Source organism: Xanthomonas sp. CPBF 426 (genome assembly GCF_903989465.1).
GTDB lineage: Bacteria > Pseudomonadota > Gammaproteobacteria > Xanthomonadales > Xanthomonadaceae > Xanthomonas > Xanthomonas euroxanthea.
This window is the reverse complement of sequence record NZ_LR861805.1, coordinates 1813236-1839138: the sequence shown is the minus strand read 5'-3', so window position 1 is coordinate 1839138 and position 25903 is coordinate 1813236. Positions and strand designations below refer to the sequence as shown.

At 67.1% G+C, this 25903-nt stretch carries 19 protein-coding genes; 15 read left to right on the top strand and 4 right to left on the bottom strand.

Annotation, left to right across the window (positions count from 1 at the left end; translation table 11 throughout):
- Positions 1-67 precede the first annotated feature (67 nt).
- A complete protein-coding gene (locus H7A87_RS07860) occupies positions 68-1474 on the bottom strand; it encodes a class II fumarate hydratase (protein WP_119129077.1) in 1407 nt (468 codons plus the stop codon).
- Between the two features lie 289 nt (positions 1475-1763).
- On the opposite strand from H7A87_RS07860, the gene H7A87_RS07855 reads away from it, so the two are divergent.
- From H7A87_RS07855 to H7A87_RS07785, 15 genes are all read left to right on the top strand, one after another.
- Positions 1764-3086, top strand: a complete 1323-nt coding sequence (locus H7A87_RS07855) for a hemolysin family protein (RefSeq protein ID WP_119129076.1) — start codon at positions 1764-1766, stop codon at positions 3084-3086.
- A 36-nt stretch (positions 3087-3122) separates the two neighbouring features.
- On the top strand, positions 3123-4490 hold the full coding sequence (purB, locus tag H7A87_RS07850; protein ID WP_119129075.1) for an adenylosuccinate lyase: 1368 nt from the start codon (positions 3123-3125) through the stop codon (positions 4488-4490).
- A 416-nt stretch (positions 4491-4906) separates the two neighbouring features.
- Positions 4907-6385 (top strand): cupin domain-containing protein, encoded by a 1479-nt coding sequence (locus H7A87_RS07845; protein ID WP_180497002.1) that lies wholly within the window; start codon positions 4907-4909, stop codon positions 6383-6385.
- Positions 6382-7305 carry a GNAT family N-acetyltransferase gene (locus H7A87_RS07840; protein WP_119129073.1) on the top strand — a complete coding sequence of 308 codons (924 nt, stop codon included), beginning with the start codon at positions 6382-6384 and terminating at the stop codon, positions 7303-7305. Before H7A87_RS07845 ends, H7A87_RS07840 begins: the two co-directional genes overlap by 4 nt.
- Positions 7306-7410: 105 nt before the next feature.
- Positions 7411-10314 carry a 2-oxoglutarate dehydrogenase E1 component gene (locus tag H7A87_RS07835; RefSeq protein WP_180496936.1) on the top strand — a complete coding sequence of 968 codons (2904 nt, stop codon included), beginning with the start codon at positions 7411-7413 and terminating at the stop codon, positions 10312-10314.
- Positions 10315-10356: 42 nt separating this feature from the next.
- On the top strand, positions 10357-11571 hold the full coding sequence (gene sucB, locus H7A87_RS07830; protein WP_119129071.1) for a dihydrolipoyllysine-residue succinyltransferase: 1215 nt from the start codon (positions 10357-10359) through the stop codon (positions 11569-11571).
- A gap of 145 nt (positions 11572-11716) precedes the next feature.
- Positions 11717-13153 carry a dihydrolipoyl dehydrogenase gene (lpdA, locus tag H7A87_RS07825; protein ID WP_119129070.1) on the top strand — a complete coding sequence of 479 codons (1437 nt, stop codon included), beginning with the start codon at positions 11717-11719 and terminating at the stop codon, positions 13151-13153.
- Positions 13154-13299: 146 nt separating this feature from the next.
- Positions 13300-13893 carry a TIGR00730 family Rossman fold protein gene (locus H7A87_RS07820; protein WP_104648393.1) on the top strand — a complete coding sequence of 198 codons (594 nt, stop codon included), beginning with the start codon at positions 13300-13302 and terminating at the stop codon, positions 13891-13893.
- 153 nt (positions 13894-14046) lie between these two features.
- Complete coding sequence (locus H7A87_RS07815) at positions 14047-14649, top strand: YigZ family protein (RefSeq protein ID WP_180497001.1); 603 nt, start codon at positions 14047-14049, stop codon at positions 14647-14649.
- Positions 14646-16415: an ABC transporter transmembrane domain-containing protein gene (locus tag H7A87_RS07810; protein ID WP_104648392.1), complete on the top strand. Its 1770-nt coding sequence runs from the start codon at positions 14646-14648 to the stop codon at positions 16413-16415. Before H7A87_RS07815 ends, H7A87_RS07810 begins: the two co-directional genes overlap by 4 nt.
- Positions 16416-16517: 102 nt before the next feature.
- Complete coding sequence (locus H7A87_RS07805) at positions 16518-17417, top strand: hydrogen peroxide-inducible genes activator (protein ID WP_104583328.1); 900 nt, start codon at positions 16518-16520, stop codon at positions 17415-17417.
- A gap of 88 nt (positions 17418-17505) precedes the next feature.
- Positions 17506-19194: an ABC transporter ATP-binding protein gene (locus tag H7A87_RS07800; RefSeq protein ID WP_104583329.1), complete on the top strand. Its 1689-nt coding sequence runs from the start codon at positions 17506-17508 to the stop codon at positions 19192-19194.
- Positions 19178-20269 carry an HlyD family efflux transporter periplasmic adaptor subunit gene (locus tag H7A87_RS07795; RefSeq protein WP_104648391.1) on the top strand — a complete coding sequence of 364 codons (1092 nt, stop codon included), beginning with the start codon at positions 19178-19180 and terminating at the stop codon, positions 20267-20269. The genes H7A87_RS07800 and H7A87_RS07795 overlap by 17 nt, the downstream gene beginning before the upstream one ends.
- Positions 20266-21669: a TolC family protein gene (locus H7A87_RS07790; RefSeq protein ID WP_104648390.1), complete on the top strand. Its 1404-nt coding sequence runs from the start codon at positions 20266-20268 to the stop codon at positions 21667-21669. The genes H7A87_RS07795 and H7A87_RS07790 overlap by 4 nt, the downstream gene beginning before the upstream one ends.
- Positions 21670-21818: 149 nt before the next feature.
- Positions 21819-22031 carry a hypothetical protein gene (locus H7A87_RS07785; RefSeq protein ID WP_104583332.1) on the top strand — a complete coding sequence of 71 codons (213 nt, stop codon included), beginning with the start codon at positions 21819-21821 and terminating at the stop codon, positions 22029-22031.
- A 273-nt stretch (positions 22032-22304) separates the two neighbouring features.
- Here H7A87_RS07785 and H7A87_RS07780 read toward each other — a convergent pair whose 3' ends face one another.
- The 3 genes from H7A87_RS07780 to dnaJ form a co-directional block, all read right to left on the bottom strand.
- Entirely contained in the window at positions 22305-23432 is a 1128-nt protein-coding gene (locus H7A87_RS07780; RefSeq protein WP_104648389.1) for a prephenate dehydrogenase, read from the bottom strand.
- On the bottom strand, positions 23429-24337 hold the full coding sequence (gene pdxY, locus H7A87_RS07775) for a pyridoxal kinase (RefSeq protein WP_119129069.1): 909 nt from the start codon (positions 24335-24337) through the stop codon (positions 23429-23431). The genes H7A87_RS07780 and pdxY overlap by 4 nt, the downstream gene beginning before the upstream one ends.
- Before the next feature lie 340 nt (positions 24338-24677).
- The gene (gene dnaJ, locus H7A87_RS07770) at positions 24678-25805 is read right to left on the bottom strand and encodes a molecular chaperone DnaJ (RefSeq protein WP_119129067.1); all 1128 of its coding nucleotides are present in this window, start codon (positions 25803-25805) and stop codon (positions 24678-24680) included.
- Positions 25806-25903: the final 98 nt, after the last annotated feature.

Sequence of the window (25903 nt, the reverse complement as noted above, 5' to 3'; positions counted from 1 at the left end):
CGACGGGGCTGTATCGACAACGCCCGTCGCGCCCAGGTGCGCTCCTACACACACACGCTGTCAGTGATCAGCCACCGCCGCCACTGCTGCCGGCCTGGATGCCACCACGCGTCAGCGCGGCCGGGTCCAGCAAACGGCGCAGATCCGCCTCAGTGAGCCCGCTGTCTTCCAGCGCCACGTCCAGTACCGGGCGCTGCTCCTTGTAGGCACGTTTGGCGATCGCGGCGGCCTTTTCGTAGCCGATGATCGGATTGAGCGCGGTGACCAGGATCGGATTGCGGTCCAGCGCCTCGCGCACGCGCTCCTGGCGCACCTTCAAGCCGGCAATCGTGCTGTCGGCCAGCAGCCGCGCCACATTGCCCAGCAGGTTGATCGAATCCAGCAGGTTGTAGGCGATCAGCGGCAGGGTCACGTTCAACTGGAAGTTGCCGGTCTGCCCGGCCACGGTAATCGCCGTATGGTGGCCGATGACCTGCGCGCAGGCCATCACGGTGGCTTCGGGAATCACCGGGTTGACCTTGCCCGGCATGATCGAACTTCCCGGCTGCAACGCCGGCAACTCGATCTCGCCCAGCCCGGCCAGGGGGCCGGCATTCATCCAGCGCAGATCGTTGGCAATCTTGATCAAGGCCACCGCCAGCGCATTGAGCTGGCCGGACAACTCCACCGCATCGTCCTGCGCGGCCAGGCCTTCGAACTTGTTGTCGGCACTCTCGAACTTGACCTTGCTCAAGCCCGACAGGGCCTTGGCCACCTTGCCGCCGAAACGCGGATCGGCATTGATGCCGGTGCCGATCGCGGTGCCGCCCAGCGGCAGCCGCCGCAGGCGCTTGAGCGAATCGTCGATGCGCTCCTGCGCCGAACTCAGCTGCGCCGACCATGCACCGAATTCCTGGCCGAAGGTCAGCGGCATCGCATCCATCAGATGCGTGCGCCCGGTCTTGACGACCTTCTCCAGCCCCTTGGCGCGCTTGTCGATGGTCTTGCGCAGATGCTTGAGCGCCGGTTGCAGGTGTTCCTGCACCGCAAGCAGCGCAGACACGCGGATCGCGGTGGGGACCACGTCGTTGGAACTCTGCCCGAGATTGACGTGATCGTTGGGATGCACCGCGTCCTTGCCGGCGCGCGTGGCCAGCGTGGCGATCACCTCGTTGGCATTCATGTTGGACGAGGTGCCCGAGCCGGTCTGATAGACGTCAATCGGGAACTGCGCGTCATAGGTGCCGTCGGCCACCTGCAGCGCCGCGTCCTGCACGGCCTTGCCGATCGACTTGGGCAGCAGCCCGAGCTCGGCGTTGACGCCGGCCGCGGCGGCCTTGATCAAGCCCAGCGCGCGAATGAAGCCGCGCGGCATCGGCTGGCCGGAGACCGGAAAATTCTGCACGGCACGCTGGGTCTGCGCGCCCCACAAGGCATCGGCGGGCACCTGCAATTGCCCCATGCTGTCGTGTTCGGTCCTGAAACGTTCGCTCATCTGCACTCTCCGCACATGGTTGGTCTGTGGTGATGGATGGCTGGCAGCGGGCGCACCCACGCTGGCGAGACTGCCTACGATACTCGCTCGCGGCGTTGCGACCGTGTCGTCGCAAGCCGTGGGCTAGACTGCCCATCGATCCATACGAGGTACCACGCTGCCATGGGCGACGACCCTGACTGTAGCAACGCATTGGTTGCGTCCTTGCTGCCCGCACACCGCCCAACCCCTCACGCGCAACGGCGGACACGCGGCATGACCGCCGCTGCACGGCACCGAGGCCGACGCCATGCTGGGTAATGTGCTGCTGTTGTTCGTCGCGTTGCTGCTGGTGCTGCTGAACGGCTTCTTCGTGGCCGCCGAGTTCGCGCTGGTCAAGCTGCGCCACACGCAGGCGGTGGGCCTGGCGCAAACCAACGGGTGGCGTGGCCGTCTGTTGCTCGGGGTGCATGCGCACCTGGATGCCTACCTGTCGGCCTGCCAGCTCGGCATCACGCTGGCCTCGCTCGGCCTGGGCTGGGTCGGCGAGCCGGCGTTCGCGCACCTGCTGCAGCCGCTGTTCGACAGCGCCGGCCTGTCGCCGGAAGCGGCGCAGTTCACCGCGCTGGCGATCGCCTTCAGCCTGATTTCGTTTCTGCACATCGTGCTGGGCGAACTGGCACCCAAGACCATGGCGATCCGCCGCCCGGAGCGGATGTCGCTATGGACCGCCGCGCCGCTCTACGTGTTCTATTGGCTGATGTATCCGGCGATCTGGGTGCTCAATACCAGCGCCAACCGCCTGCTGCGGGTACTGGGCTGGGGCGATGTGGAACATCAGTCGCATCGCTATTCGCGCGAGGAGCTGATGCTGATCGTCGGCCGCCAGGATCCGAACGCGGCCACGCCCGATCACGGGCTGGCCCTGATGAGCCACGCGCTGGAATTGCCCGATCTGGTCGCCGGCGACCTGATGCGCCCGCGCGAGCACCTGCGCAGCCTGCGCGAGGGCATGACGCTGGAATCGGTGCTGGCCGAGTTCAGCGAGTCGCGCTACAGCCGCTACCCCTGGTTTGACGCCGATGGCGAGCAGGTGCTGGGCATCCTGCATACCAAGGATCTGCTGGTGGCGATGGCGCGCAGCCAGGACCTGGACGATCTGCGTCCGTTGCTGCGCCCGCCGACCCTGCTGACGCTGGAAACCCCGATCCCCAGCGCGCTGGAGCAGTTCCGCACCGGCACCACCCATCTGGCGCTGTGTGTGGAAGACCAGGGCCGCATCCTGGGCTTCTTCACCCTGGAAGACCTGCTGGAGGTGGTGGTCGGCGAGATCGAGGACGAGCACCGCCACGTGGTGCGCGACGCCCCGATCCGCAGCCAGGACGGCTCGCTGCTGGTGGCCGGCAGCACCTCGATCTTCCGCCTGGAGCGCCTGCTCGGCCGGGACCTGAGCGCGCCGGACCACGTCAATTCGGTCGGCGGGCTGATCGTGCACCGGCTGCAGCGGCTGCCCGAAGAAGGCGAGACCCTGGAACTGGACGGCCACGCACTGACGGTGCGGCGCATGGCCGGGCACCGGATTCAGGCGATCACGGTGCGGCCGATCGGCGAAGCCGGCGCCGGGGCGGCGTAGAATACGCACCCCCGCCAGCCTCCCAGTGCCCTGCCCATGTCGGATTCCGCCCTGCTCGCCCTGTCCCCGCTCGACGGCCGCTACGCTTCCAAAGTGGATGCGCTGCGCCCGATCTTCTCCGAATACGGCCTGATCAGGGCACGGGTCAAGGTCGAGATCGAATGGCTGCTGGCACTGGCGGCCGAGCCGGGCATCGCCGAGCTGGCGCCATTCTCGGCCGCCGCCACCCAGACCCTGCGCCGCCTGGCCGACGATTTCAGCGTGAGCGACGCCGCACGCGTCAAGCAGATCGAGCGCACCACCAACCACGACGTCAAGGCGGTGGAGTACTTCATCAAGGAACAGCTCAAGGACGATGCGGAGCTGGGCCCGGCGCTGGAATTCGTGCATTTCGCCTGCACCAGCGAGGACATCAACAACCTCAGCTACGGCCTGATGCTGGAACAGGCACGCCGCGAGGTGCTGCTGCCGACGCTGGACGGCATCACCGCCACGCTGCGCAGCCTCGCCCATGCCCAGGCCGGCCAGCCGATGCTCTCGCGCACGCATGGCCAGACCGCCTCGCCCACCACGCTGGGCAAGGAAATCGCCAACGTGGTCGCGCGCCTGGAGCGTCAGCGCAAGCAGATCGCCGCGGTCGAGCTGACCGGCAAGATCAACGGTGCGGTCGGCAACTACAACGCGCACCTGGTGTCGTACCCGGAGCTGGACTGGGCCGCGTTCGCGCAGCGCTTCGTCGAGAGCCTGGGCCTGGTGTTCAACCCCTACACCACCCAGATCGAGCCGCACGACAACGTGGCCGAGATCGGCGACGCCAGCCGTCGCGTCAACACCATTCTGATCGACCTGTCGCGCGACATCTGGGGCTACATCTCGCTGGGCTACTTCAAGCAGAAGCTCAAGGAGGGCGAAGTCGGCTCCTCGACCATGCCGCACAAGGTCAACCCGATCGACTTCGAAAATGCCGAAGGCAATTTCGGCATCGCCAACGCCTTGTTCGAGCATTTCTCGGCCAAGCTGCCGATCAGCCGCTGGCAGCGCGATCTCACCGACTCCACCGTCCTGCGTGCGCTCGGTACCGCATTCGGCCACACCCAGGTCGCGCTGGATTCGCTGGCCAAGGGCCTGGGCAAGCTGACCGTCAATCCGCAGCGCCTGGATGCGGACCTGGACGCGGCCTGGGAAGTGCTGGCCGAAGCCGTGCAGACGGTGATGCGTCGCCACGGCCTGCCCAACCCGTACGAACAGCTCAAGGCATTGACCCGCGGCCAGGGCATCACCGCCGCGTCCATGCAGGCCTTTGTCGAGAGCCTGCAGCTGCCGGAGCAGGACAAGCAGCGCCTGCGGGCGCTGACGCCGGGCGCTTACACCGGCCTGGCCGAGCAGCTGGCGCGCGCGATCTGAACCAGCGGCAGTCAACGACCGGCATCGCAATCCTCCATCCAGCCGTCAGGAGGAGTGCCATGGCATTGCGCTCACTGCTGTCTGTGCCCCTGCTGGCATCGGTCGCCTGCGGGAGGCAGGCCGCTGCCGCTTCCACCGCTGCCGCGTCGCAAGCGCTGGCAGGCGTGTCGACCACACGGTTGCATCGGTGCCTTCGCCCAGCGACAGCCAGCTCGCCATCCACTGACCCGCCGATGCCGGCATCCCCCGTGCATGCCGGCCACGCATGGCAGGCACAGGTGCACTGAAATCACCGCCACAGCCGCCAGCAAGGCATCGCATGGCGGGCTGGGCGACAATAAGCCACTCCGCCGGCCGCACAGCGCCGGCCCTCCTGTCGGACCCGTGACACCATGAAAAAGACCGCCGCAAAAAAGATCGCCGCCAGGAAAGGCGCGCCGCTGCCCTTCGAGGTCCACGCCACCGGCGACCAGCCCCTGGGCATGCCGGTCGAGCGCTTCCTGCGCAACTACTGGCACAAGCACCCGCTGCTGATCCGCAACGCGTTTGCGGACTTCCAGTCCCCGCTGCAGCCCGAAGACCTGGCCGGCCTGGCCTGCGAGGACGGCGTGCTGGCACGCCTGATCAGCCACGACCGCGCCACCGACGGCTGGGACGTACGCACCGGCCCGTTCCAGGAAACCGACTTCCCCGGCCTGCCCGACCATGACTGGACCCTGCTGGTACAGGACGTGGACAAGTGGGACGCCGACGTGCGCGCGCTGCTGGAACAGTTCCGCTTCCTGCCACGCTGGCGCATCGACGACATCATGATCAGCTTTGCCGCCACCGGCGGCTCGGTCGGCGCGCATGTCGACCATTACGATGTCTTCCTGCTGCAGGGCCAGGGCCACCGCCGCTGGCAGATCGACGCACGCGCGCAACAGGGCCGCAAGGCCGCGCCGCTGGCGTTCCGCGACGATGTCGAGCTCAAGCTGCTGCGCGACTTCAAGCCCACCCACGACTGGGTGCTGGGCCCGGGCGACATGCTGTACCTGCCGCCGCTGGTGCCGCACCACGGCGTTGCCGAAGACGCCTGCCTGACCTTCTCCATCGGCACCCGCGCGCCGTCGTCGGCCGAGCTGATCGGCGACTATCTGGATACGCTGATCGCCGATGCCGACGAGGCCGTGCGCTATCACGACGAAGACCTCAAGGTGCCGGCCGACCCGTACGAGATCGACGTCACCGCGATGAACCGCGTGGTCGAAGCGCTCAACGCCCTGCGCATGAACGACCCGGATCGGCTGGGCGACTGGTTCGGCCGCTTCATGACCACCTACCGCGCCTCCGGCGACGTGGTGCCGGCCCCCGAACCGATCCCGCGCGAGGCGGTCGAGCAGGCGCTGGAAGAAGGCGTGCTGCTGCACCGTCACCCCTGGTCGCGGCTGGCCTGGCGGCGCGCCAAGCGTGGCGCCACCCTGTTCTGCAGCGGCCTGGAATTCGCGCTGTCGGCCAAGGACGCCGCGCGCCTGGCCGCGGCCGAAGAGATCGACGGCACGCTGTATGCGCAGTTGTCCAACCGCGGCCGCGAGGTGGTGCTGGAGCTGCTGGCGCAGGGCCACTACCAGCGCGCCCACGAGGACGCGGAAGACGACATCCAGGACATCGACGACGACCAGGCCCATGGCCTGAGCCTGTCGGCCGACCAGGACGACGCCGAGGCCGACGCGCCGGACGCAGACGACGAGATCGACGCGGAGGCCGACGTCGAGCAGGTCGCCGATACCGCCGACGGCCCGGCCCAGGCTGATGAGGACGAACCAGCTGCCGACGCCCACCAGGACGATGACAGCGAGCTCGCCGACGACGCGGCAACGGACGCTGGCGACGACGGGTCCGACAACCGCGCATGAGCCCCCAGGCCGGCCCGCAAATCGTCTCGCTGGACCCGGCGTCCGACGCCGCGGCCCTGCGTGCGCTGCGCCTGGCCTGCGGCCGCGGCGACAGCGGCGCTGCCGAATGGGACGCTCTGGACCCGCTCGGCCTGCACCTGGCCCTGCGCAGCGAGGACGGCCAGCTAATCGGCTCGGTGCGGCTGACCGCGGATCGGCGCATCGACAGGCTCGGCATCCTGCCGGGCTGGCGCCGCCGCGGCCTGGCCGACCAGTTGCTCACAGCCGCCGTCGCCACCGCGCAACAACGCGGCTGGCCCGGCGTACGGGCCCGCGTCAATGCAGATGCCGGGGCGGTGTTCGCACGCCTGGGCTTCCTGCCGGACACCTCTTCCGACCCGCATCCCGATCGCGCCGCAACGGCGGGCGATCGGCCTGACGGGCCCTTGCACCGCCGTCTCGACGGCCCGATGGCGGTGGACGACCTGCGCGAGGCGCAGGCCGCCACCACCGGCCTGCTGTGCGCCGCACGCCGCCAGGTCCTGATCTATACGCGGGCACTGGATCCGCCGCTGTTCGACAACGCCGCAGTGCTCGATGCGCTGCGCCGCTTCGCCACCGCCCGCCACGACAAGCGCGTGCAGGTGCTGGTGCAGGACACCGCCATTGCCGGCGCCAGCAGCAGCGCGCTGCTGCGGCTGGCCCAGCGCCTGCCCAGCGTGTTCCGCTTCCGCGCGGTCAGCGATCCGGTCGACAGCAGCTATGCGTCGGCCTATGTGGTGGGCGATGACGCCTACTACTTTCGTCCAACAGGCCATCGCTTCGACGATGGCGAAACCTGGCTGTCGGGCGCGGCGCGCAGCCGCCAGCTGGAGCGCGAATTCGCGCAGATATGGGAGCGCAGCGCGCTCTGGAACGAACCGCGCGCACTCGGCATCTGAGACCGCAGCGCCTTTCGCGCCTGGGCGCCAGGCGGCCGCACCTACCCGCTCGGTCAGCTTGCAGACGCCCCCTCACTGGCGCAAGGGGGTATAATTTTTCGAGATTTGAGACCGACCGATGGGGCATCTCGCCCTGCCGCTTCCGCACAATCATCCCCACAGCAGACCCGACTTACCATCGTGGATAATCTCCTAAAGCAGTTCGCACAGTCATCGCAGCTCGCCGGCGGCAACGCCGCCTATATCGAGGATCTGTACGAGCAGTACCTCGTCGCCCCGGACAGTGTCGACCCGAAGTGGAAGAGCTATTTCGATGGCTTCAAGGGTCGCGATGCCGGTGATGTGCCGCACTCGGCGGCCATTGCCCACATCCTCGCCGCCTCCAAACAGGCCGCCAACGCCGGAACCGGCGCAGGCGCCAGTGACGAGCGCGAGCGCAACGTCGGCCGCCTGATCACCGCCTATCGTGCGCGTGGTCACCTCGGCGCGCAGCTCGACCCGCTCGGCCTGACCCCGCCGGTCAACCCGCCCGATCTGGACCTGCCATTCCACAGCCTGTCGCAGGCGGATATGGACAGTGAGTTCAGCACCGGCGGCGTCGGCGGCCAGCCGCGCATGAAGCTGAAGGATCTGCTGACCCGCCTGAAGGCGACCTACGCCAGCACCATCGGCGCAGAGTTCATGCACATCCAGGAGTTCGACCAGCGCCAGTGGATCTACAAGCGCCTGGAAGATGCCGGCGGCAAGATCGCCGGCGACGCGGCCAGCCGCAAGCGCACGCTGGAGCGGCTCACCGCTGCCGAAGGCCTGGAGCGCTACCTGCACACCAAGTACGTCGGCCAGAAGCGCTTCTCGCTGGAAGGCGGCGATGCGTTGATCCCGATGATGGACGAGATCATTCGCCAGTCCGGCAACGATCAGGTCAAGGACATCGTGATCGGCATGGCCCACCGCGGCCGTCTCAACGTGCTGGTCAATACGCTGGGCAAGAATCCGCGCAAGCTGTTCGACGAGTTCGAAGGCAAGTTCGAGCACGCCCACGACGACCGCGCGCACACCGGCGACGTCAAGTACCACATGGGCTTCTCGGCCGATATCGCGGTCGGTGGCGACAAGCAGGTGCATCTGGCACTGGCCTTCAATCCCTCGCACCTGGAAATCGTCGACCCGGTCGTGGTCGGCAGCGTGCGGTCGCGCCAGGAACGCTTCGGCGATGCCGAGCGCAAGACCGTGCTGCCGATCCTGATCCACGGCGATGCCGCATTCGCCGGCCAGGGCGTGGTGATGGAGCTGTTCCAGATGTCGCAGGCGCGCGGTTTTGCCGTCGGCGGCACCGTGCACATCGTGGTCAACAACCAGATCGGTTTCACCACCAGCGCCCGCGACGACGCCCGTTCCACGCTTTACTGCACGGACGTGGCCAAGATGATCGGCGCACCGGTCTTCCACGTGAACGGGGACGACCCGGATGCGGTGATGTTCGTGTCCAAGCTGGCCTACGAATTCCGCCAGCAGTTCAAGAAGGACGTGGTCATCGACCTGGTCTGCTACCGCCGTTGGGGCCATAACGAGGCCGACGAGCCGGCAGCGACCCAGCCGGTGATGTACCAGACCATCCGCAAGCACAAGACCACCCGCGAGCTGTACGCCGCCAAGCTGGAAAGCGACGGCGTGCTGAGCGCCGACGAGGCCAAGGCGCTGGTCGACGGCTACCGCAACAAGCTCGATTCGGGCGAATACACCACCGAACTGGCGACGCGCAAGCCGGACGAATTCGCCATCGACTGGTCCAAGTACCTGGTCGGCACCGCTGCCGATCCGGTCGATACCCGTGTCAAGCGCGAGCAGCTGGATCGCCTGGCCAAGCTGATCACCACGATCCCGGAAGGCGTGGAGCTGCATGCCCGCGTGGCCAAGATCTACGAAGACCGCGTCAAGATGGCCGCCGGCGACCAGGCCGGCGACTGGGGCTTTGCCGAGAACCTGGCCTACGCCACCTTGCTGGCCGAAGGCCACAAGCTGCGCCTGGTCGGCCAGGACGCCGGTCGCGGCACGTTCTTCCACCGTCACGCGATCCTGCATGACCAGAAGACCGACAGCTACTACCTGCCGCTTCGCCAACTGGTGCAGAACCCCGAGGACGCCACCATCATCGACTCGCTGCTCAGCGAAGAAGCGGTGATGGGCTTCGAGTACGGCTACTCCACCACCGACCCGAATGCACTGTGCATCTGGGAAGCGCAGTTCGGCGATTTCGCCAACGGCGCGCAGGTGGTGATCGACCAGTTCATCGCCGCCGGCGAAGCCAAGTGGGGCCGCATCGCGGGCCTGTCGCTGTTCCTGCCGCACGGCTACGAAGGCCAGGGCCCGGAGCACAGCTCCGCGCGTCTGGAGCGCTTCCTGCAGCTGTGCGCGCTGGAGAACATGCTGGTCTGCGTGCCGACCACCCCGGCGCAGTGCTTCCACATGATCCGCCGGCAGATGCGCATGACCACCCGCAAGCCGCTGGTGGTGATGACGCCCAAGTCGCTGCTGCGCCACAAGCTGGCGGTGTCGAGCCTGGAAGAACTGGCGGAAGGCGAGTTCCAGCATCTGATCCCCGACGCCAAGGCCGATGCCGGCAAGGTCAAGCGCGTGGTGCTGTGCTCGGGCAAGGTCTATTACGACCTGCTCGAAGACCAGACCAAGCGTGGCCAGGACGACGTCGCCATCCTGCGCGTGGAGCAGCTGTATCCGTTCCCGCGTGCGCAGCTGGCCGCCGAACTCAAGGCCTATGCCAACGCCACCGACGTGGTGTGGTGCCAGGAAGAACCGCAGAACCAGGGTGCGTGGTACCAGATCCGCCACCACCTGAACTTCTGCCTGGCCAGCGGCCAGAGCCTGCATTACGCCGGCCGTGCCCGTTCGCCCTCGCCTGCCGCCGGCCATATGGCCGACCACATCGTCGAACAGCAGAAGCTGGTCGCCGATGCGCTACTCAATCCGTTCAACGACCAAGTCGCTGAATAACTCCTCTTCCCCAAAGAACGAAAACCCTAGGACGCTCCCCGAATGGCCACCGAAGTCAAAGTTCCGGTACTGCCCGAATCCGTTTCCGACGCCACCATCGCCAGCTGGCACAAGAAGGCCGGTGAAGCGGTCAAGCGCGACGAGAATCTGGTCGACCTGGAAACCGACAAGGTCGTGTTGGAAGTTCCTTCGCCGGTCGACGGCGTGCTGAAGGAAATCAAGTTCGAAGCCGGCAGCACCGTCACCAGCAACCAGATCCTGGCGATCATCGAGGAAGGCGCCGTGGCTGCGGCCGCACCGGCCGAGGAGAAGAAGGCCGATGCACCGGCACCTGCCGCTGCTGCAGCGGCCGCCGCGCCGGCCCCGGCTGCCGCCGCTGCGCCGGCTGCTGCCTCCAAGTCGGCTGCCGATGCGCTGCCCCCGGGTGCGCGTTTTTCCGCGATCACCCAGGGCGTGGATCCGGCCCAGGTCGAAGGCACCGGCCGTCGTGGCGCGGTGACCAAGGAAGACATCGTCAACTTCGCCAAGGCCGGCGGCGTGGGCAAGGCGTCCGGCGCTCGTCCGGAAGAGCGCGTGCCGATGACCCGCGTGCGCAAGACCATCGCCAAGCGCCTGATGGAGTCCAAGAACTCCACCGCGATGCTGACCACCTTCAACGAAGTGAACCTGGCCAAGGTGTCGGCCGCGCGCAAGGAACTGCAGGACGAGTTCCAGAAGGCGCACGGCATCAAGCTCGGTTTCATGAGCTTCTTCGTCAAGGCCGCCGCCAACGCGCTGCAGCGCTTCCCGCTGGTCAACGCCTCGATCGACGGCGACGACATCATCTATCACGGCTACAGCGATATCTCGATCGCCGTCTCCACCGACAAGGGCCTGGTCACGCCGGTGCTGCGTAACGTCGAGCGCCAGTCGTTCGCCGACGTCGAGCAGGGCATCGCCGACTACGCCGCCAAGGCGCGCGCCGGCAAGCTGGGCCTGGACGACCTGCAGGGCGGCACGTTCACCATCACCAACGGCGGCACCTTCGGCTCGCTGCTGTCCACCCCGATCATCAACCCGCCGCAGAGCGCCATCCTGGGCATGCACGCGATCAAGGAACGTCCGATCGCCGAGAACGGCCAGGTCGTGATCGCGCCGATGATGTACCTGGCGCTGTCCTACGACCACCGCATCATCGACGGCAAGGATTCGGTGCAGTTCCTGGTCGACATCAAGAATCAGCTGGAAAACCCGGGCCGGATGTTGTTCGGTCTGTAAGAGCCGGGAATCGGGAATGGAGAGTGGGGAATGGGCAAGCACCCATCGACCGCTCCATTCCCGCCTTGACTCGGATGGGACGCGAGCGGCGCATGCGCTGTTGCGATTCCCCATTCCCTACTCCCCATTCCCGTGAGCAAATGAAATGAGCGAACAATTCGACGTCGTCGTCATCGGTGCCGGCCCGGCCGGTTATCACGCTGCGATTCGCGCGGCCCAGCTGGGCATGAAGGTGGCCTGCATCGACGCGGCCATCGGCAAGGATGGCAAGCCTGCACTGGGCGGCACCTGCCTGCGCGTGGGCTGCATTCCGTCCAAGGCGCTGCTGGATTCCTCGCGCCAGTTCTGGAACATGGGCCACCTGTTCGGCGACCACGGCATCAGCTTCAACGACGCCAAGATGGACGTGCCCACCATGATCAGCCGCAAGGACAAGATCGTGAAGCAGTTCACCGGCGGCATCGCGATGCTGTTCAAGGCGAACAAGATCACCCCGTATTACGGCTTCGGCCAGCTGCTGCCGGGCAACATCGTCAAGGTCGCCCAGCACGAAGGCGGCGAGATCGAGCTCAAGGGCACCAACGTGATCCTGGCGCCGGGTTCGGAATCGATCGAGTTGCCGTTCGCCAAGTTCGAAGGCGACACCATCGTCGACAACGTCGGCGGCCTGGATTTCACCGCCGTTCCCAAGCGTCTGGCAGTGATCGGCGCCGGCGTGATCGGCCTGGAGCTGGGCAGCGTGTGGAAGCGCCTGGGCGCCGAGGTCACCATCCTCGAGGCACTGCCTGACTTCCTGGCGCTGGCCGATGCCGAAGTGGCCAAGACCGCGCTGAAGGAATTCAAGAAGCAGGGCCTGGACATCAAGCTCGGTGCCAAGGTCAGCAAGACCGAGATCACCGGCAGCGGCGATGCCAAGCAGGTGGTGGTCAGCTACACCGACGCTGCCGGCGAGCAGACCCTGACCGTGGACAAGTTGCTGGTGGCCGTGGGCCGCAAGGCCGCGACCAAGAACCTGCTGGCCGAGGGCACCGGCGTCAAGCTCAACGAGCGTGGCCAGATCGAAGTGGACGGGCATTGCCACACCGGCGTCGATGGCGTGTGGGCGATCGGCGACTGCGTGCGCGGTCCGATGCTGGCGCACAAGGGCTTCGAGGAAGGCATCGCGGTGGCCGAGCTGATCGCCGGCCTGCCCGGCCACGTCAACTTCGACACGATCCCGTGGGTCATCTACACCGAGCCGGAGATTGCCTGGGTCGGCAAGACCGAGCAGCAGCTCAAGGCCGAAGGCGTCGCCTACAAGGCCGGCAGCTTCCCGTTCGCGGCGATCGGCCGTGCGGTGGCCATGGGCGAGCCGGCCGGCTTCGTCAAGGTCATCGCCGACGCCGAGACCGACCGTGTGCTGGGCATGCACCTGGTCGGCGTGGGCGTGTCCGAGCTGGTGCACGAAGGCGTGCTGACGATGGAATTCAACGGCTCGGCCGACGATCTGGCACGCATCTGCCACGCGCACCCGACGCTGTCCGAGGCGGTTCACGATGCCGCGATGGCAGTGAGCAAGCGCGCGATTCATAAGGCTAACTAAGCCGGGAATCGGGAGTGGGGAATCGGGAATCGTAGAAGCATTCCCATTACCTCACTCCTCATGCTGACGCCGGACTTAGGTCCGGCGTCATGCGTTCTGGCTTCCGCTGTGCTTCGACCTATTCCCAACTCCCGATTCCCGTTCCCATGAAAAGCATCTGCGTCTACTGCGGCTCCAATGCCGGCAACAAACCCGCCTACGCCGAGCGTGCCACTGCGTTGGGGCAGCGCATCGCCGCGCAGGGCCTGCGGTTGGTGTATGGCGGGGGCAATGTGGGTCTGATGGGCACCGTGGCCAATGCGGTGCTGGCAGCCGGTGGCGAGGTGACCGGCGTGATTCCGCAGCAGCTGGCCGATTGGGAAGTGGCGCACCGTGGGCTGACCACGCTGGAAATCGTCGGCTCCATGCATGCGCGCAAGATGCGCATGTTCGAGCTGTCCGACGCGTTCGTCGCCCTGCCCGGCGGCTTCGGCACCATGGAAGAGATCTTCGAGATGCTGACCTGGCGGCAGCTGGGCATCGGCAACAAGCCCTGTGCGTTCCTGGATATCGAAGGCTTCTACGCGCCGCTGATCGGCATGATCGACCGCATGGTGGAAGAACGCTTCCTGCATCCGGACCAGCGCACCGACCTGTGGTACGGCGCCGACATCGAGCAGATGCTGGAGTGGATGCAGCACTACACGCCGGCGCAGGCCTCCAAGTGGATCGACGAGAAGCGCCGCTCCACCCTGGTGTAAAACGGCAGCGCCTGCGCTAACCGCACCCCCGGGGACTGCGCGCGCCCATCGCGCGCCCAGCCCGTCTCAATGCATCATCGAACACCCTCGATCTGCCGGCTTGCAACGGCAGTCACGACGGCCGCAGCGTCCGGCACGACCGGCTCGCATAGAATGGCGACGATGCTCGATACCCTCGCCGCTGACGCGCACCACAGCCTGGACATCAAGCACAGTCGCTTTGTGGCCAATGCTGCGGCACTGGACTCTCCCGCGCAGGCGCTGGAGATCGTGCAGCGCGTGTCCGTCGCCGATGCCACCCACAATTGCTGGGCCTATCGCTTCGGGCAGGACTACCGGTCCAGCGACGATGGCGAGCCCAGCGGCACCGCCGGACGGCCAATCCTCGCAGCCATCGATGGCCAGGGCTACGACCGCGTGGTCGTGGTGGTCACCCGTTGGTATGGCGGCATCAAGCTCGGTGCGGGCGGTCTGGTGCGTGCCTACGGCGGCACCGCGGCCGAATGCCTGCGGTTGGCGACGCGACAGCCGTTGATTGCGTTGTCGCTGCTCGATCTGCAGTGTCAGTTCGACGACCTGGGCGTGGTGCATGCTGCCTTGAGCGCCTTCCGCGCCGACAAGCTGGATGAACGTTTCGACGCGCAGGGCGCCGCGCTGCGCGTGCAACTGCCTGCCGATCAACTGGCCAGCTTGAAAACACGCCTGTGCGACGCCACTCGCAACCGTGTCCATCTCTCATCACCGGAAGCCGCATGAACCAGCCAGCCGCCGCCAGGCCCAACCCATTGCGGAAGCTTGGCAGCCTGCGCACCCTGTGGCCGTTCGTGCAGCGCCAGCGTGGCCTGTTCGCCGCCTGGCTGATCGCACTGGCCATTTCCTCGGCCGCCACATTGAGCTTGCCGGCGGCAGTCAAGCAGATGATCGACCATGGGTTTTCCGGCGGCTCGCAGATCAACCACGCCTTCGCGCTGCTGTTCGCCGTGGCGGTGGTGCTGGCGGTGGCAACGGCCGCGCGCTTCTATTTCGTCGCGCTGCTGGGCGAAAAGGTGGTCGCCGATCTGCGCGGCCGCCTGTATGCACATCTGATCGGGCTGGACGCCGGCTTTCATGATCGCAGCCGCAGTGGCGAGCTGGTGTCGCGGCTGTCGGCCGACAGCGAGCTGCTGCGCGGGGTGATCGGCACCACCATGTCGGTGGCGCTGCGCAGCTCGGTCACGGTGATCGGCAGCATGGTGATGCTGTTCGTCACCAGCCCGCGGCTGGCCGGCTTCACCCTGATCGGCATTCCGCTGGCGGTGCTGCCGATCGTGCTGGGCGCACGCCGCCTGCAGAAGATCTCGCGCGCCAGCCAGGACCGCGTGGCCGATGCCAACACGCTGGCGGCCGAAACGCTGGGCGCGGTGCGCACCGTGCAGGCGCATGCGCGCGAGCGCTACGAGAGCCAGCGTTTCAGCCAGGCCCTGTTCGCCGCGATCGATACCGCGCGGCTGCGCATCCGCACCCAGGCCATGGTCACTGCGGTGGCGATCATGCTGATCTTCGGCGCCATCGTCGGTGTGCTGTGGCTGGGCGCGCACGATGTGATCGCCGGACGCATGACGCCCGGCACGCTGGGACAGTTCGTGCTGTACGCACTGATCGGCGGCGGCTCGGTGGGTGCGCTGGCCGAGGTCTGGAACGAGTTGCAGCGCGCGGCCGGCGGCATGGGCCGGGTCGGCGAATTGCTCGACGAGCAGCCGGCGATCGTCGCGCCGGCCACGCCGCAGCCCTTGCCGCAGCCGCTGCGTGGTGCGATCCATTTCGACCAGGTGGTGTTTCATTATCCGCAGCGCCCCGATGCGCCGGCGCTGGACGGCTTCGACCTGCATGTCCATCCGGGCGAAACCGTGGCGCTGGTCGGGCCCTCCGGTGCCGGCAAGAGCACGGTGCTGGCGATGTTGCTGCGCTTCCACGACCCTGTCAGCGGCAGACTGCGCATCGACGAGGTAGACCTGCGCCAGACCGACCCGGTGCTGCTGCGCGAACGGATTGCATTGGTGCCGCAGCAACCCACGCTGTTTGCCGCCAGCGCCGCCGACAACATCCGCTACGGGCGCCTGGACGCCAGCGACGCGGAGGTGCAAGCCGCCGCGGCGGCCGCCGAGGCCGATGGGTTCATCCGCGCCCTGCCGCAGGGCTACGCCAGCGAACTCGGCGAACGCGGCACGCGCCTGTCGGGCGGCCAGCAACAGCGTGTGGCGATCGCGCGCGCCCTGCTCAAGGACGCGCCGATCCTGCTGCTGGACGAGGCCACCAGCGCGCTGGATGCGCAGAGCGAACGCGCGGTGCAGCAGGCGCTGGACCGCTTGATGGAAGGCCGCACCACGCTGGTCATCGCCCATCGCCTGGCCACCGTGCTCAAGGCCGACCGCATCGTGGTGATGGAGGCCGGCCGCATCGTCGCGCAGGGTACGCATGCGCAATTGATCGCCGAAGGCGGCCTGTACGCCGAACTGGCGCGGCTGCAGTTCATCGACCAGTGACGCCTGGGTGACCCCGGCATGTGCTGTCATGCCGGGGTGTCCGCGGCAGCGGCCCGGGCCGACCCTGCGCCCCCACGCGCCCCACCCCTGACGACATCCCGCATGCCCCGCCCCAGAACCACCATTCGCCAGCTCAGTTATTTCGTCGCGCTCGCCGACACCGGCAGCTTCACCCGCGCCGCCGAGCAGATGGGTGTGTCGCAACCCTCGTTGTCGCAGCAGATCCGTGCGCTGGAAACCATCGTCGGCGCCGCGCTGTTCGAGCGTGGCGTGCCGGCCATCCTGACGCCGCTGGGGCGCGACCTGCTCGATCGCGCGCGCAGCATCCTGCTGGACGTGGCCGATCTGGAAGACGTCCGCGCCACCTCGGCCGACACCTTGATCGGCACCATCCGGCTGGGCGTGTCGCCCACGCTGGGCGCCTACCTGATGCCGAGCCTGGTCGCGCGCCTGCATCGCGAACACCCGGCACTGCGCGTGCACGTGCGCGAAGGCCTGCCGACCGTGCTCGCCAGCGGCCTGGCCAGCGGCGTGCACGACCTGATCCTGGCGCAATTGCCGGTGGCCGGGCGCGGCCTGCACAGCGAGCGCCTGTTCCGCGAACCGCTGCACGTGACCATGGCCGCCGATCACCCCCTGCGTGCCAAGGCCTGCATCACGCCGGCCGATCTGCGCGGCGCCAACCTGCTCACCCTGATGCCCGAATACCGCCTGGCCGAACAGGTCGCGGCGATCGCCATGGACGTCGGCGCCAATGTCCTGCGCGATTACGAAGGCACCAGCCTGGATGCGATCCGCCAGATGGCCGGGATGGGCATGGGTCTTGCATTACTGCCAGACCTGTATGTGCGCCAGGAAATCCGCGAGGGCGACGATGTCGTCGTACGGCCGATCAAAGGCGGACGCTACTATAGGGAGATCGGTCTGCTGTGGCGGCAAGGCGCAGGACGCGCGCCGGCCTTCGGGCTGATTGCCGATCTTCTGCGTGCGGTGGCCGCATAGGAAAATCCTATGCATCGAATAAGCGCTGCTGCCTTGTTCGCCAACTGCAACTCGTCAATGCTTCATTGAACTCATCAACGGAAATCGAATGGCGGGCAAGCAGATCGGATGGCGGGAAGCGGGAGCCTGGCTGGCGGAGATCGTCGGGCCGGACATGCCCTACGTGCGCCTGGCCATGGTGTACGGGGTCGCGATCAGCCTGCTGTCGCTGGCCACGCCGATCTCGGTGCAGTTGCTGATCAACAGCGTCGCCAACACCGCGCTGCCCACCCCGCTGTGGACCCTGTCCAGTCTGTTGCTGGGCCTGCTGTTGCTGGTGGCGGCGCTCAGCGCGATGCGGGTGTGGATGATGGCGCTGTTCGAGCGCCGCCTGTTTGCGCGTGTGGTGGCGGAAATCACCGTGCGCGCGGTGCATGCGCAGAACCCGTTCTTCGCCGACCAGAACCGTGGCGACGTATTCAACCGCTACTTCGATCTGGTGGTGGTGCAAAAAGCGGTGCCCAGCCTGGCCGTCGGTGCCTTCACCATCGTGCTGCAATCGGCGGTGGGCCTGATCGTCACCAGCTTCTATCACCCGTTCTTCCTCGGCTTCAACGCGCTGCTGCTGCTGATCATCTTCGCGATCTGGATGATCTGGTCGCGCGGCTCGATCCGCTCGGCGGTGGAACTGAGCCACGCCAAGCACAACGCGGCGCACTGGCTGGAAAGCGTGGGTGGCTCCAACGGCTTCTACAAATCCAGCCGCCATCTCAACTTCGCGATGGAGCGCTCCGAAGCGGTGACCGCCACCTATGTCGCCCGGCATCGGCGCCATTTCCGCTACACCTTCACCCAGACGGTGGCATTCCTGCTCACCTACGCGGTCGCCAGCGCGGCGCTGCTGGCACTGGGCGGCAGCCTGATCCTGCGTGGCGAACTGTCGATCGGCCAGCTGGTGGCCGCCGAGCTGATCCTCAGCGCGGTGTTCTACGGCATCGCGCAGTTGGGCACCTACCTGGACGTGTTCTACGACCTGGTGGCCAGCGCCGAGGAATTGTCGGTGCTGTATGCCATTCCGCAGGAGCGCCCGGTGGCTGCCGCGGGCAAGATCCCCGGCAACAGTGCCGTGCGCCTGGACGGGGTGGTGATCGAGGGGGCGCGCTTCGATTTCGCGCTGGAGGCCGGCGAACAACTGGTGACGCTGGCCGACGGCGGCGCCGAACGTCTGCTGGCGATGGTGCTCAAGCGCCATGTCGTCCCGGACCGCGGGCTGGTGATGGTCGGCGGCGCCGACATGGCCACCTTCGACATGTACCTGCTGCGCTCTGAAGTGACCGTGCTCGATCGGCCAACCATCGTCGAGGTCACCATCCGCGAATACCTGTCGATGGCCTCGGCCGAGGTGACCTCCGAGACGATGCTCGAAGCCATCGATACGGTGGGGCTGCGCGCGCGCATCGCCGCGCTGCCGCAAGGCCTGGACACCCGGCTTGCCGCCTCCGGCTACCCGCTGTGGATCGGCGAAGTGATGGCGCTGAAACTGGCCAACGCATTGCTGGTGCGTCCGCGCGTGCTGATGCTGTCGCAGCTGTACGACCTGCTGCCGGCCGAACGCCTGACCCGGGTGCTGCGGCAGCTGAAGCAGGCCGGCACCACGGTCCTGCTGTGCACCGGCCGGCCGGAGGACATCACCCTGGATGGCTGGTTCCGCCTGGAACCGGAGCGCCAGCAGCGCTACGCCACGCGCGCCGACCTGATCGCATCCACGCAGGAGGCCGACGATGCAGCACGCCTCTGACCGGATCGCGCACTTCCCCACCCTGGCATCCATGCGCCCGCCCAGCATCGCCAAGGTGTTGGCGTGGATGCTGCTGATCGGCGTGGCCATCGCCGGTTCCATCCTGGCGTTCGCACCCTGGGTGCAGACCGCCAGCGGCAAGGGCCAGGTGGTGGCGCTGGACCCGGGTGACCGCCAGCAGCAGGTCACCGCCTTCGTGCCGGGCCGGGTGGAGCGCTGGTATGTACACGATGGTCAGCACGTCGCCAAGGGCGACCCGATCGCCCGCGTCGGCGACCTCGACCCGGACCTGCTGGCCCGTCTTGCCAGCGAGCGTGCGCAGGTGGCGGCGGAAATCAGCGCCATCCAGCAATCGCGCGCGGTCGCCAGTATCGATGTGGAACGCAGCCGCCAGCTGCTCGCCGAAGGCCTGGCCGGCCGCCGCGACTACGAACTGACCCAGATCAAGGTGGCCGAAGCCGATGCCAAGCTGGCCGAATCGCGTGCCAAGCTGACCCGCATCGACATCCAGTTGAACCGTCAGTCGGCGCAGCTGGTGCGCGCACCGCGCGATGGCCGCGTGCAGCAGCTCAACGCCGCCAGCGGCAGCGCGATGGTCTCGCCCGGCACGGTGCTGGCGGTGATCGCGCCGGAGCGGGTAGAACGTGCGGTCGAGCTGTACATCGATGGCCGCGACGTGCCGCTGATCCGCCCCGGTCGCCCGGTGCGGCTGGAGTTCGAGGGCTGGCCGGCGATCCAGTTCAGCGGCTGGCCGTCGGTGGCGCACGGCATGTTCGATGGTCGCGTCCGCGCCATCGACCCCAATGCCGCACCCGACGGATTGTTCCGCATCCTGGTCGAACCGCAGCCGGGCAAGCCGGCCTGGCCGGCGCAGGAATTCGCCCGCCAGGGCGGCAAGGTGCGCGGCTGGGTACAGGGCGAAACGGTAAAGGTGGGCTACGAACTGTGGCGCCAGCTCAATAATTTCCCGCTGGAGTTCGGCCGCCGCCCGTCGGCGACGACGACGCAGGATGAGGGCAAGGCCAAGCCGGCGTCGGCCGGCAAGTCCGAAGACGACGAGACCGGCAAGAAATGATCCGCCGTCTTGTCGTCCTGCTGGTCGCGCTCGTACCGGGCGTGGTTGCCGCCCAGACCACCGCGCTGACGCTGGATGAAGTGCTGCGCTCCTCTGCCCGCGCTTCTCCGCAGATCATCGAATCGCTGGCCAAGGTCCGCCAGGCCGAAGGCAAGGGCATCTCGGCCGATGGCGCGTTCGACACCGTGTTCGATATCGACGGCCGCTCGCGCGAGGCCGGCTACTACGACGGCAGCGCGATCGAAAGCACCGTCAAGCGCCCGTTCGACGACAACGGCGGCTATTACTACGGTGGTTACCGCTCCTCGCGTGGTTCCTTCCCGGTCTACGAAGACAAGTCCTACACCGACCGCGGCGGCGAAGTGAAGGTCGGCGCGCTGTATGCGCTGCTGCGCGACCGGGTGGTCGACGAGCGCCGCACCCGCCGCAGCGTTGCCGGTGCCGATATCGATGTCGCGCAATACGAAGCGGAAATGGTCGCCATCGGCGTGCAACGCCGCGCGGTGGACGCCTACCAGAGCTGGGTCGCGGCCGGCCTGAAGCTGCGCGCGTACAACGACCTGCTGCAGCTGGCCGAGCAGCGCCGCAATGCGATTTCCCGGCAGGTGACACTGGGTGCGCGGCCCACCATCCTGCTGACCGAAAACGACCAGAACCTGGTCCGCCGACGCGCATTGGTGGTGCGCTCGGAGCAGGACTTCGCCAACGCTGCCAATGCCTTGTCGCTGTACCTGCGCGATGAAGCGGGAATGCCGTTGATCGTGTCCACCGAACGCCTGCCGGCCGATACGTCGGCGCTGGAAGGTCTGGCCGGCGCCAGCAAGATCACCGCACCGGTGGAGCGCCCCGATTACCGCGCGGTACTGACCCGCATCGATCAGGCCACCGCGCGGCTGATGCTGGCGCAGAACGATCTCAAGCCACGCCTGGATGTGAGTTTCGAGGTCAGCAAGGACCTCGGGGCGCCCGGTGTCGGCGGCCCGAACCGCTCGCCGACCGATGCCATCATCGGCTTCCGCTTCAGCGTGCCGCTGGAAAACCGCGCCGCCAAGGGCCGGGTCGCCGAAGCACGCGCCGAGATCGAGGCGCTGGATCAGCGCAGCCGTTACCTGCGCGACCAGATCACGGTGGAGGTCGAGTCGATCGTCATCTCACTCACCGCCGCCGAACGGCTGGCCAAAATCGCCGACGAAGAACGCGCCCTGGCCGACCGTCTGGCAGCCGCCGAGCGCCGCCGCTTCGAGCTGGGGTCGGGCGATTTCTTCCTGGTCAACCAGCGCGAGGAGACCGCCAACGATGCCCGCGTGCGCCTGATCGATGCGCAGGCGCGCATCGCCTCGGCGCGTGCGGAGCTGGCGGCGGCAACGGCCGATCGGGACGCGTTGCAGCTGAGCCGGTGAACGGGCTGGCGGTTGGCTCGCCAACTTGCCGCATCGCGCAATGACGCCCGGGTAACACCTGCCTGCGCATGCTCGCTTCGGCCGGCCCGGCGCCGGTGGTGCGATCCCTGGCAGCTCGCACGACGTCCCTGATTCTTTCGGAGGTGCGTATGTCGTTCCGGCAATTTCCCGCAATCGGTGCAGATGGCGAGTCCTACGTCATCATCGAATTCCGCGACGAGCCCGAATCCCGCAACGGGCAGCAAGCCCAGATGCAGTCACGCGCTGCGCCACGCTACGAACTCCCCGATGGCCGCCGCCTGCAGCGGCAGGGCCAGCGCTTCATCACCGATGGTGGCGAGTTGCGGCTGTCCACGTCCTGAGATGACGCTGGTCATTTTTTGACCACCCGGTCGGCAACCCTTGCAGTGCAAGGGCTGCACGCGGTTATCCACATGCTTGTGCAGGTTTCATCCACACCCTGTGTGGATGAAACCGCTGTGGCAAGCACTCGGCGTCGTGCCCGGCCACACCCGGTATTGCCCCCATATCGCCCTCGGCGCGTCGCATGTGGTTCAGTCAGCCAACATGGATCGCCGCAGGCCACACGCCGCGATATCGGCATCGCTCAGGCTCAGGCCGGCTGTGGATCGTGGCTACCCGGTGCGATCGGAACGCTCCAGCACCCGTCCGATGCCGCTGCGATCGATGTCGCTGGCTGCCTGCGCCAGCGCCGCGCGATCGCTGTCCGGCTCGAACCCGATGCGGAAATGCAACTCGCCCACCGGCGTGCGCGACGAGTGGATCGACGACAGATTCACCCCATGCTGCTCGAACACATGCAACAGCGCACGCAACGAACCGGGCTGGTCTTCCGGCAGGTAGACGCTCACGGTCAACGGCTCGGTGAGGTCGGCCAGCAGGTAGCCCACGCGCTCATAGGTGTAGTTGCCCGCAGCCAGCGACTCGCCGCGTAGCGCCTGCGCGTTGTCGTCCAGAAACCGAGCGCGAAACTGCGCGCGCGCCGCATCGTCGCCTTGCGCGACCAGCGCGCGCAATTCGCGCAGCTGCAGCAACAGCCGGTCGAGCATCTCGCCCACGTACGGGTTGCCGAACTGGATGTCTTCATAGATCGCCGGATTGAGCGAGAGGATGCGCGCGATCACCGCGCTATCCAGCTCGAACGAGGCCGAGCGATACGGCATCAGCGCGCGCAGTTCGCCCAGCAGCGGCGCGTAGTCGCGCAAGGTGCCGGCCTGCGCCAGATGGGTGGCGTGCACCATCGCCTGCACCAGCGCCATCACGCGGTCGTGGTGCTCGGGCGTGGCGTACACGCACTCGGCCTGCAGCGCGGTGCACAGCATCTGCACCCATGCCGACCACTGCTGCAACCGTGCCTGGCAGACCACCATCACCCGCCCTTTCAAGGTGGGCGATTTGGGCGGTGCGGTCATCGGATGCAGGCCGACGACCTCGGCCGGCGATGCCAGCATCGCGGCAACCGGCGCCTGCTTGATCGAGGTGACATCCATCCACAACTGCGACGCGGCACGCGGGCCGGCAAGGTCCACATAACGCGCGATCAATGCGGCGGTGTGGCGAATCGGCGCAGAAAAGATCAGCACGTCCGCACGCTGCGCCAGGGTGGCCTCGTCCATGTCGCCGTCACCGGCCGGATCGAAGCCGATCACCTCCAGCCCCAGGCGCGTACGCAAAAACTGCGCCAGCCAGCGTCCGTAGGCACCGGCGATGCCGACGATGCCGACCACCGGCTGCGCCATCATGCCAATCGCTCGAGCGCAAAACGCGGGGCAGCCGCGAGTGCGGCCGGTGCGGCGGCCAGCACATCGAACTCCTCGATGCCTGCATCCAATGTGGCTTCCAGTGCACCATGCACGCCGCTGAGCGCATGCCCCACCGCCTGCTCGAACCGCATATCGCGCAGCAGGAAACCGATCAGCAAGGCCATCAGCACATCGCCGGTGCCGGCCACATCCACCGGCAGATGCGGCGTGGCCCAGCGATACACCGCCGTGTTGCTGACCGCCAGGGTCACCAGCTCACCGGCCGCACCGGCCACGCTGTGCGCAAGCACCCACTGCGGACCGCGCGCCAGCAATGCGCGCGCGGCAACGACGGCATCGTCCTGCTCCAGACTCGGCAAACCGGTCAGTCGCCCAAGCTCGAACGCATTCGGCGTCACCAGCCAGGCATGCGGCAACAGCCGCTCGGCGAACACGCGCTCCAGTCCGGGTTCGACATACGGGCCGGTGTGCGTGTCGCCGATCACCGGATCCAGGCAATAACGCAGTTGCGGGGCCTGCGGCAGGGTCTGCTCCAGCCAGTCGGCAAACGCCTCGCCATTGGCCAGGCTGCCGAAATAGCCGGAGACCAGCATGCGCGCACGCTGCGGCAGGCCGCGCTCGCTCGCCCCCAGCAGCAGGTCGGCCAACCAGTCGGCCGGCAGGATGCGGCCGCGCAAGGTGGCGTAGAACGGCGCATTGCTCAGCAGCGTGGTCGGCACTTCCGCCACCCGCAGGCCAAGCGCACGCAGCGGTGGCACCGCCGCGCTGTTGCCGGCATGGCCGTAGACCAGTTGCGACTGGACCGAGATCACATCGATCGGCGAAGGACCATCCGGACGCTGGCGGCGGCCGTGGACCAGATGACTGTCGGGGGCATTGTTCATCGCAGCATTTTACGCCAGCGCCACGGCGCGCCCACCGTCGATCGATGCGACCGTCGTCCGTTCGCCGCTGCGCGTACCGCCGCCAAGCCAGTCTTCGCCAGGCCGGTCCGTGCGCTGGCAGCAGCCGATATCGCCTCCGATCTGCGCCGGCTCCTGCCGCAAGAACGCAAATGCCGGCCCCGGGGCCGGCATTCGTCTGGAGAACCTCGCTCAGTCATTCAACTTTCCGGACATTCGGGAGCATTCATCCGCTCCCGCACATCCCGAATCGCCAAAATGGCGCACCGCTCCGGCCACACCGCTCTTACGATTCCCCAATCCCGATTCCCGATTCCCAGCCTCAGGACGTCATCCGATCCCAGAAGCCCTTGACGCCATCGATGAAGGTAGCCGACTTGGGCGAATGCTTGCGTGCATCCTCACCAGTGAACGTGGCTTCGAATTGCTGCAACAACTCGCGCTGGTCGGCGGTCAGGTTCACCGGCGTCTCGACCACCACGCGGCAATACAGATCGCCTTCGCTGCGACTGCGCACCGAGCGCACGCCCTTGCCACGCAACCGGAACAGCTTGCCGGTCTGGGTTTCGGCCGGAATGCGGATTTCCGCCTCCCCGCCCAGGGTGGCCACGCGCACGGTGTCGCCCAGCGCCGCCTGCGAAATACGGATCGGCACTTCGCAATGCAGGTCGTCGCCGTCGCGCTGGAAGATCGCATGCTCGCGCACGCGCACTTCCACATACAGATCGCCCGGCGGCGTGCCGGCCGGGCCGGCTTCGCCCTCGCCGGCCAGGCGGATGCGGTCGCCGGTATCCACGCCGGCAGGCAACTTGATCGACAGCACCTTGTCTTCTTCCACGCGACCGGCGCCGTGGCAGGTCTTGCACGGATTCTGGATCAGCGTGCCGCGCCCGTCGCAATGCGGGCAGCTCTGCTGCATGGCGAAAATGCCGCGCTGGATGCGGACCTGGCCGCGTCCGTGGCAGGTCCCGCACACTTCCACCTTGCCGTCTTCCGAACCACTGCCATGGCAGGGCTCGCACTCGATCAGGGTCGGGATCTCGATGCGGCGTTCGATGCCGGCAACGGCTTCTTCCAGATCCAGTTCCAATACGTAACCGACGTCGGCACCACGTCGCGCAGCGCGCGGACCGGCGGCGCCACCGCCGAAAATATTGCCGAAGATATCGCCAAAGATATCTCCCATGTCCGGGCCACCCGGCCCGCCACCACCGCCCATGCCGTGCTCGAATGCAGCGTGGCCGTGCGCATCGTAGGCGCGGCGCTTGTTGCCGTCCGACAACACCTCATAGGCTTCCTTGCACTCCTTGAACATCGCTTCGGCAGCAGCGTCGCCGGGATTGCGGTCCGGGTGGTGCTTCATCGCACAGCGCCGATACGCCTTCTTCAGCTCCTCGTCGCTGGCGCCACGGGCAACGCCCAGCACTTCGTAGTAATCGCGTTTGCTCATGACAGGGAATCGGGAATCGGGAGACGGGAATCGTTCAAAGCGTACATCCTCAGTAAATCGCAATCGAAAGTGGAAGGATCAGACAACGGGAAGGAGCG

Bases quoted from the DNA above. Each gene is read 5' to 3' on its own strand.
- sucB (WP_119129071.1), top strand. From the start codon at position 10,357: ATGGCCACCGAAGTCAAAGTTCCGGTACTGCCCGAATCCGTTTCCGAC.
- purB (WP_119129075.1), top strand. From the start codon at position 3,123: ATGTCGGATTCCGCCCTGCTCGCCCTGTCCCCGCTCGACGGCCGCTAC.
- H7A87_RS07805 (WP_104583328.1), top strand. From the start codon at position 16,518: ATGCCCCGCCCCAGAACCACCATTCGCCAGCTCAGTTATTTCGTCGCG.
- dnaJ (WP_119129067.1), bottom strand. From the start codon at position 25,805: ATGAGCAAACGCGATTACTACGAAGTGCTGGGCGTTGCCCGTGGCGCC.
- H7A87_RS07820 (WP_104648393.1), top strand. From the start codon at position 13,300: ATGAAAAGCATCTGCGTCTACTGCGGCTCCAATGCCGGCAACAAACCC.
- H7A87_RS07855 (WP_119129076.1), top strand. From the start codon at position 1,764: ATGCTGGGTAATGTGCTGCTGTTGTTCGTCGCGTTGCTGCTGGTGCTG.
- H7A87_RS07795 (WP_104648391.1), top strand. From the start codon at position 19,178: ATGCAGCACGCCTCTGACCGGATCGCGCACTTCCCCACCCTGGCATCC.
- H7A87_RS07790 (WP_104648390.1), top strand. From the start codon at position 20,266: ATGATCCGCCGTCTTGTCGTCCTGCTGGTCGCGCTCGTACCGGGCGTG.
- H7A87_RS07840 (WP_119129073.1), top strand. From the start codon at position 6,382: ATGAGCCCCCAGGCCGGCCCGCAAATCGTCTCGCTGGACCCGGCGTCC.
- H7A87_RS07785 (WP_104583332.1), top strand. From the start codon at position 21,819: ATGTCGTTCCGGCAATTTCCCGCAATCGGTGCAGATGGCGAGTCCTAC.
- H7A87_RS07860 (WP_119129077.1), bottom strand. From the start codon at position 1,474: ATGAGCGAACGTTTCAGGACCGAACACGACAGCATGGGGCAATTGCAG.
- H7A87_RS07810 (WP_104648392.1), top strand. From the start codon at position 14,646: ATGAACCAGCCAGCCGCCGCCAGGCCCAACCCATTGCGGAAGCTTGGC.
- pdxY (WP_119129069.1), bottom strand. From the start codon at position 24,337: ATGAACAATGCCCCCGACAGTCATCTGGTCCACGGCCGCCGCCAGCGT.
- H7A87_RS07815 (WP_180497001.1), top strand. From the start codon at position 14,047: ATGGCGACGATGCTCGATACCCTCGCCGCTGACGCGCACCACAGCCTG.
- H7A87_RS07780 (WP_104648389.1), bottom strand. From the start codon at position 23,432: ATGATGGCGCAGCCGGTGGTCGGCATCGTCGGCATCGCCGGTGCCTAC.
- lpdA (WP_119129070.1), top strand. From the start codon at position 11,717: ATGAGCGAACAATTCGACGTCGTCGTCATCGGTGCCGGCCCGGCCGGT.
- H7A87_RS07800 (WP_104583329.1), top strand. From the start codon at position 17,506: ATGGCGGGCAAGCAGATCGGATGGCGGGAAGCGGGAGCCTGGCTGGCG.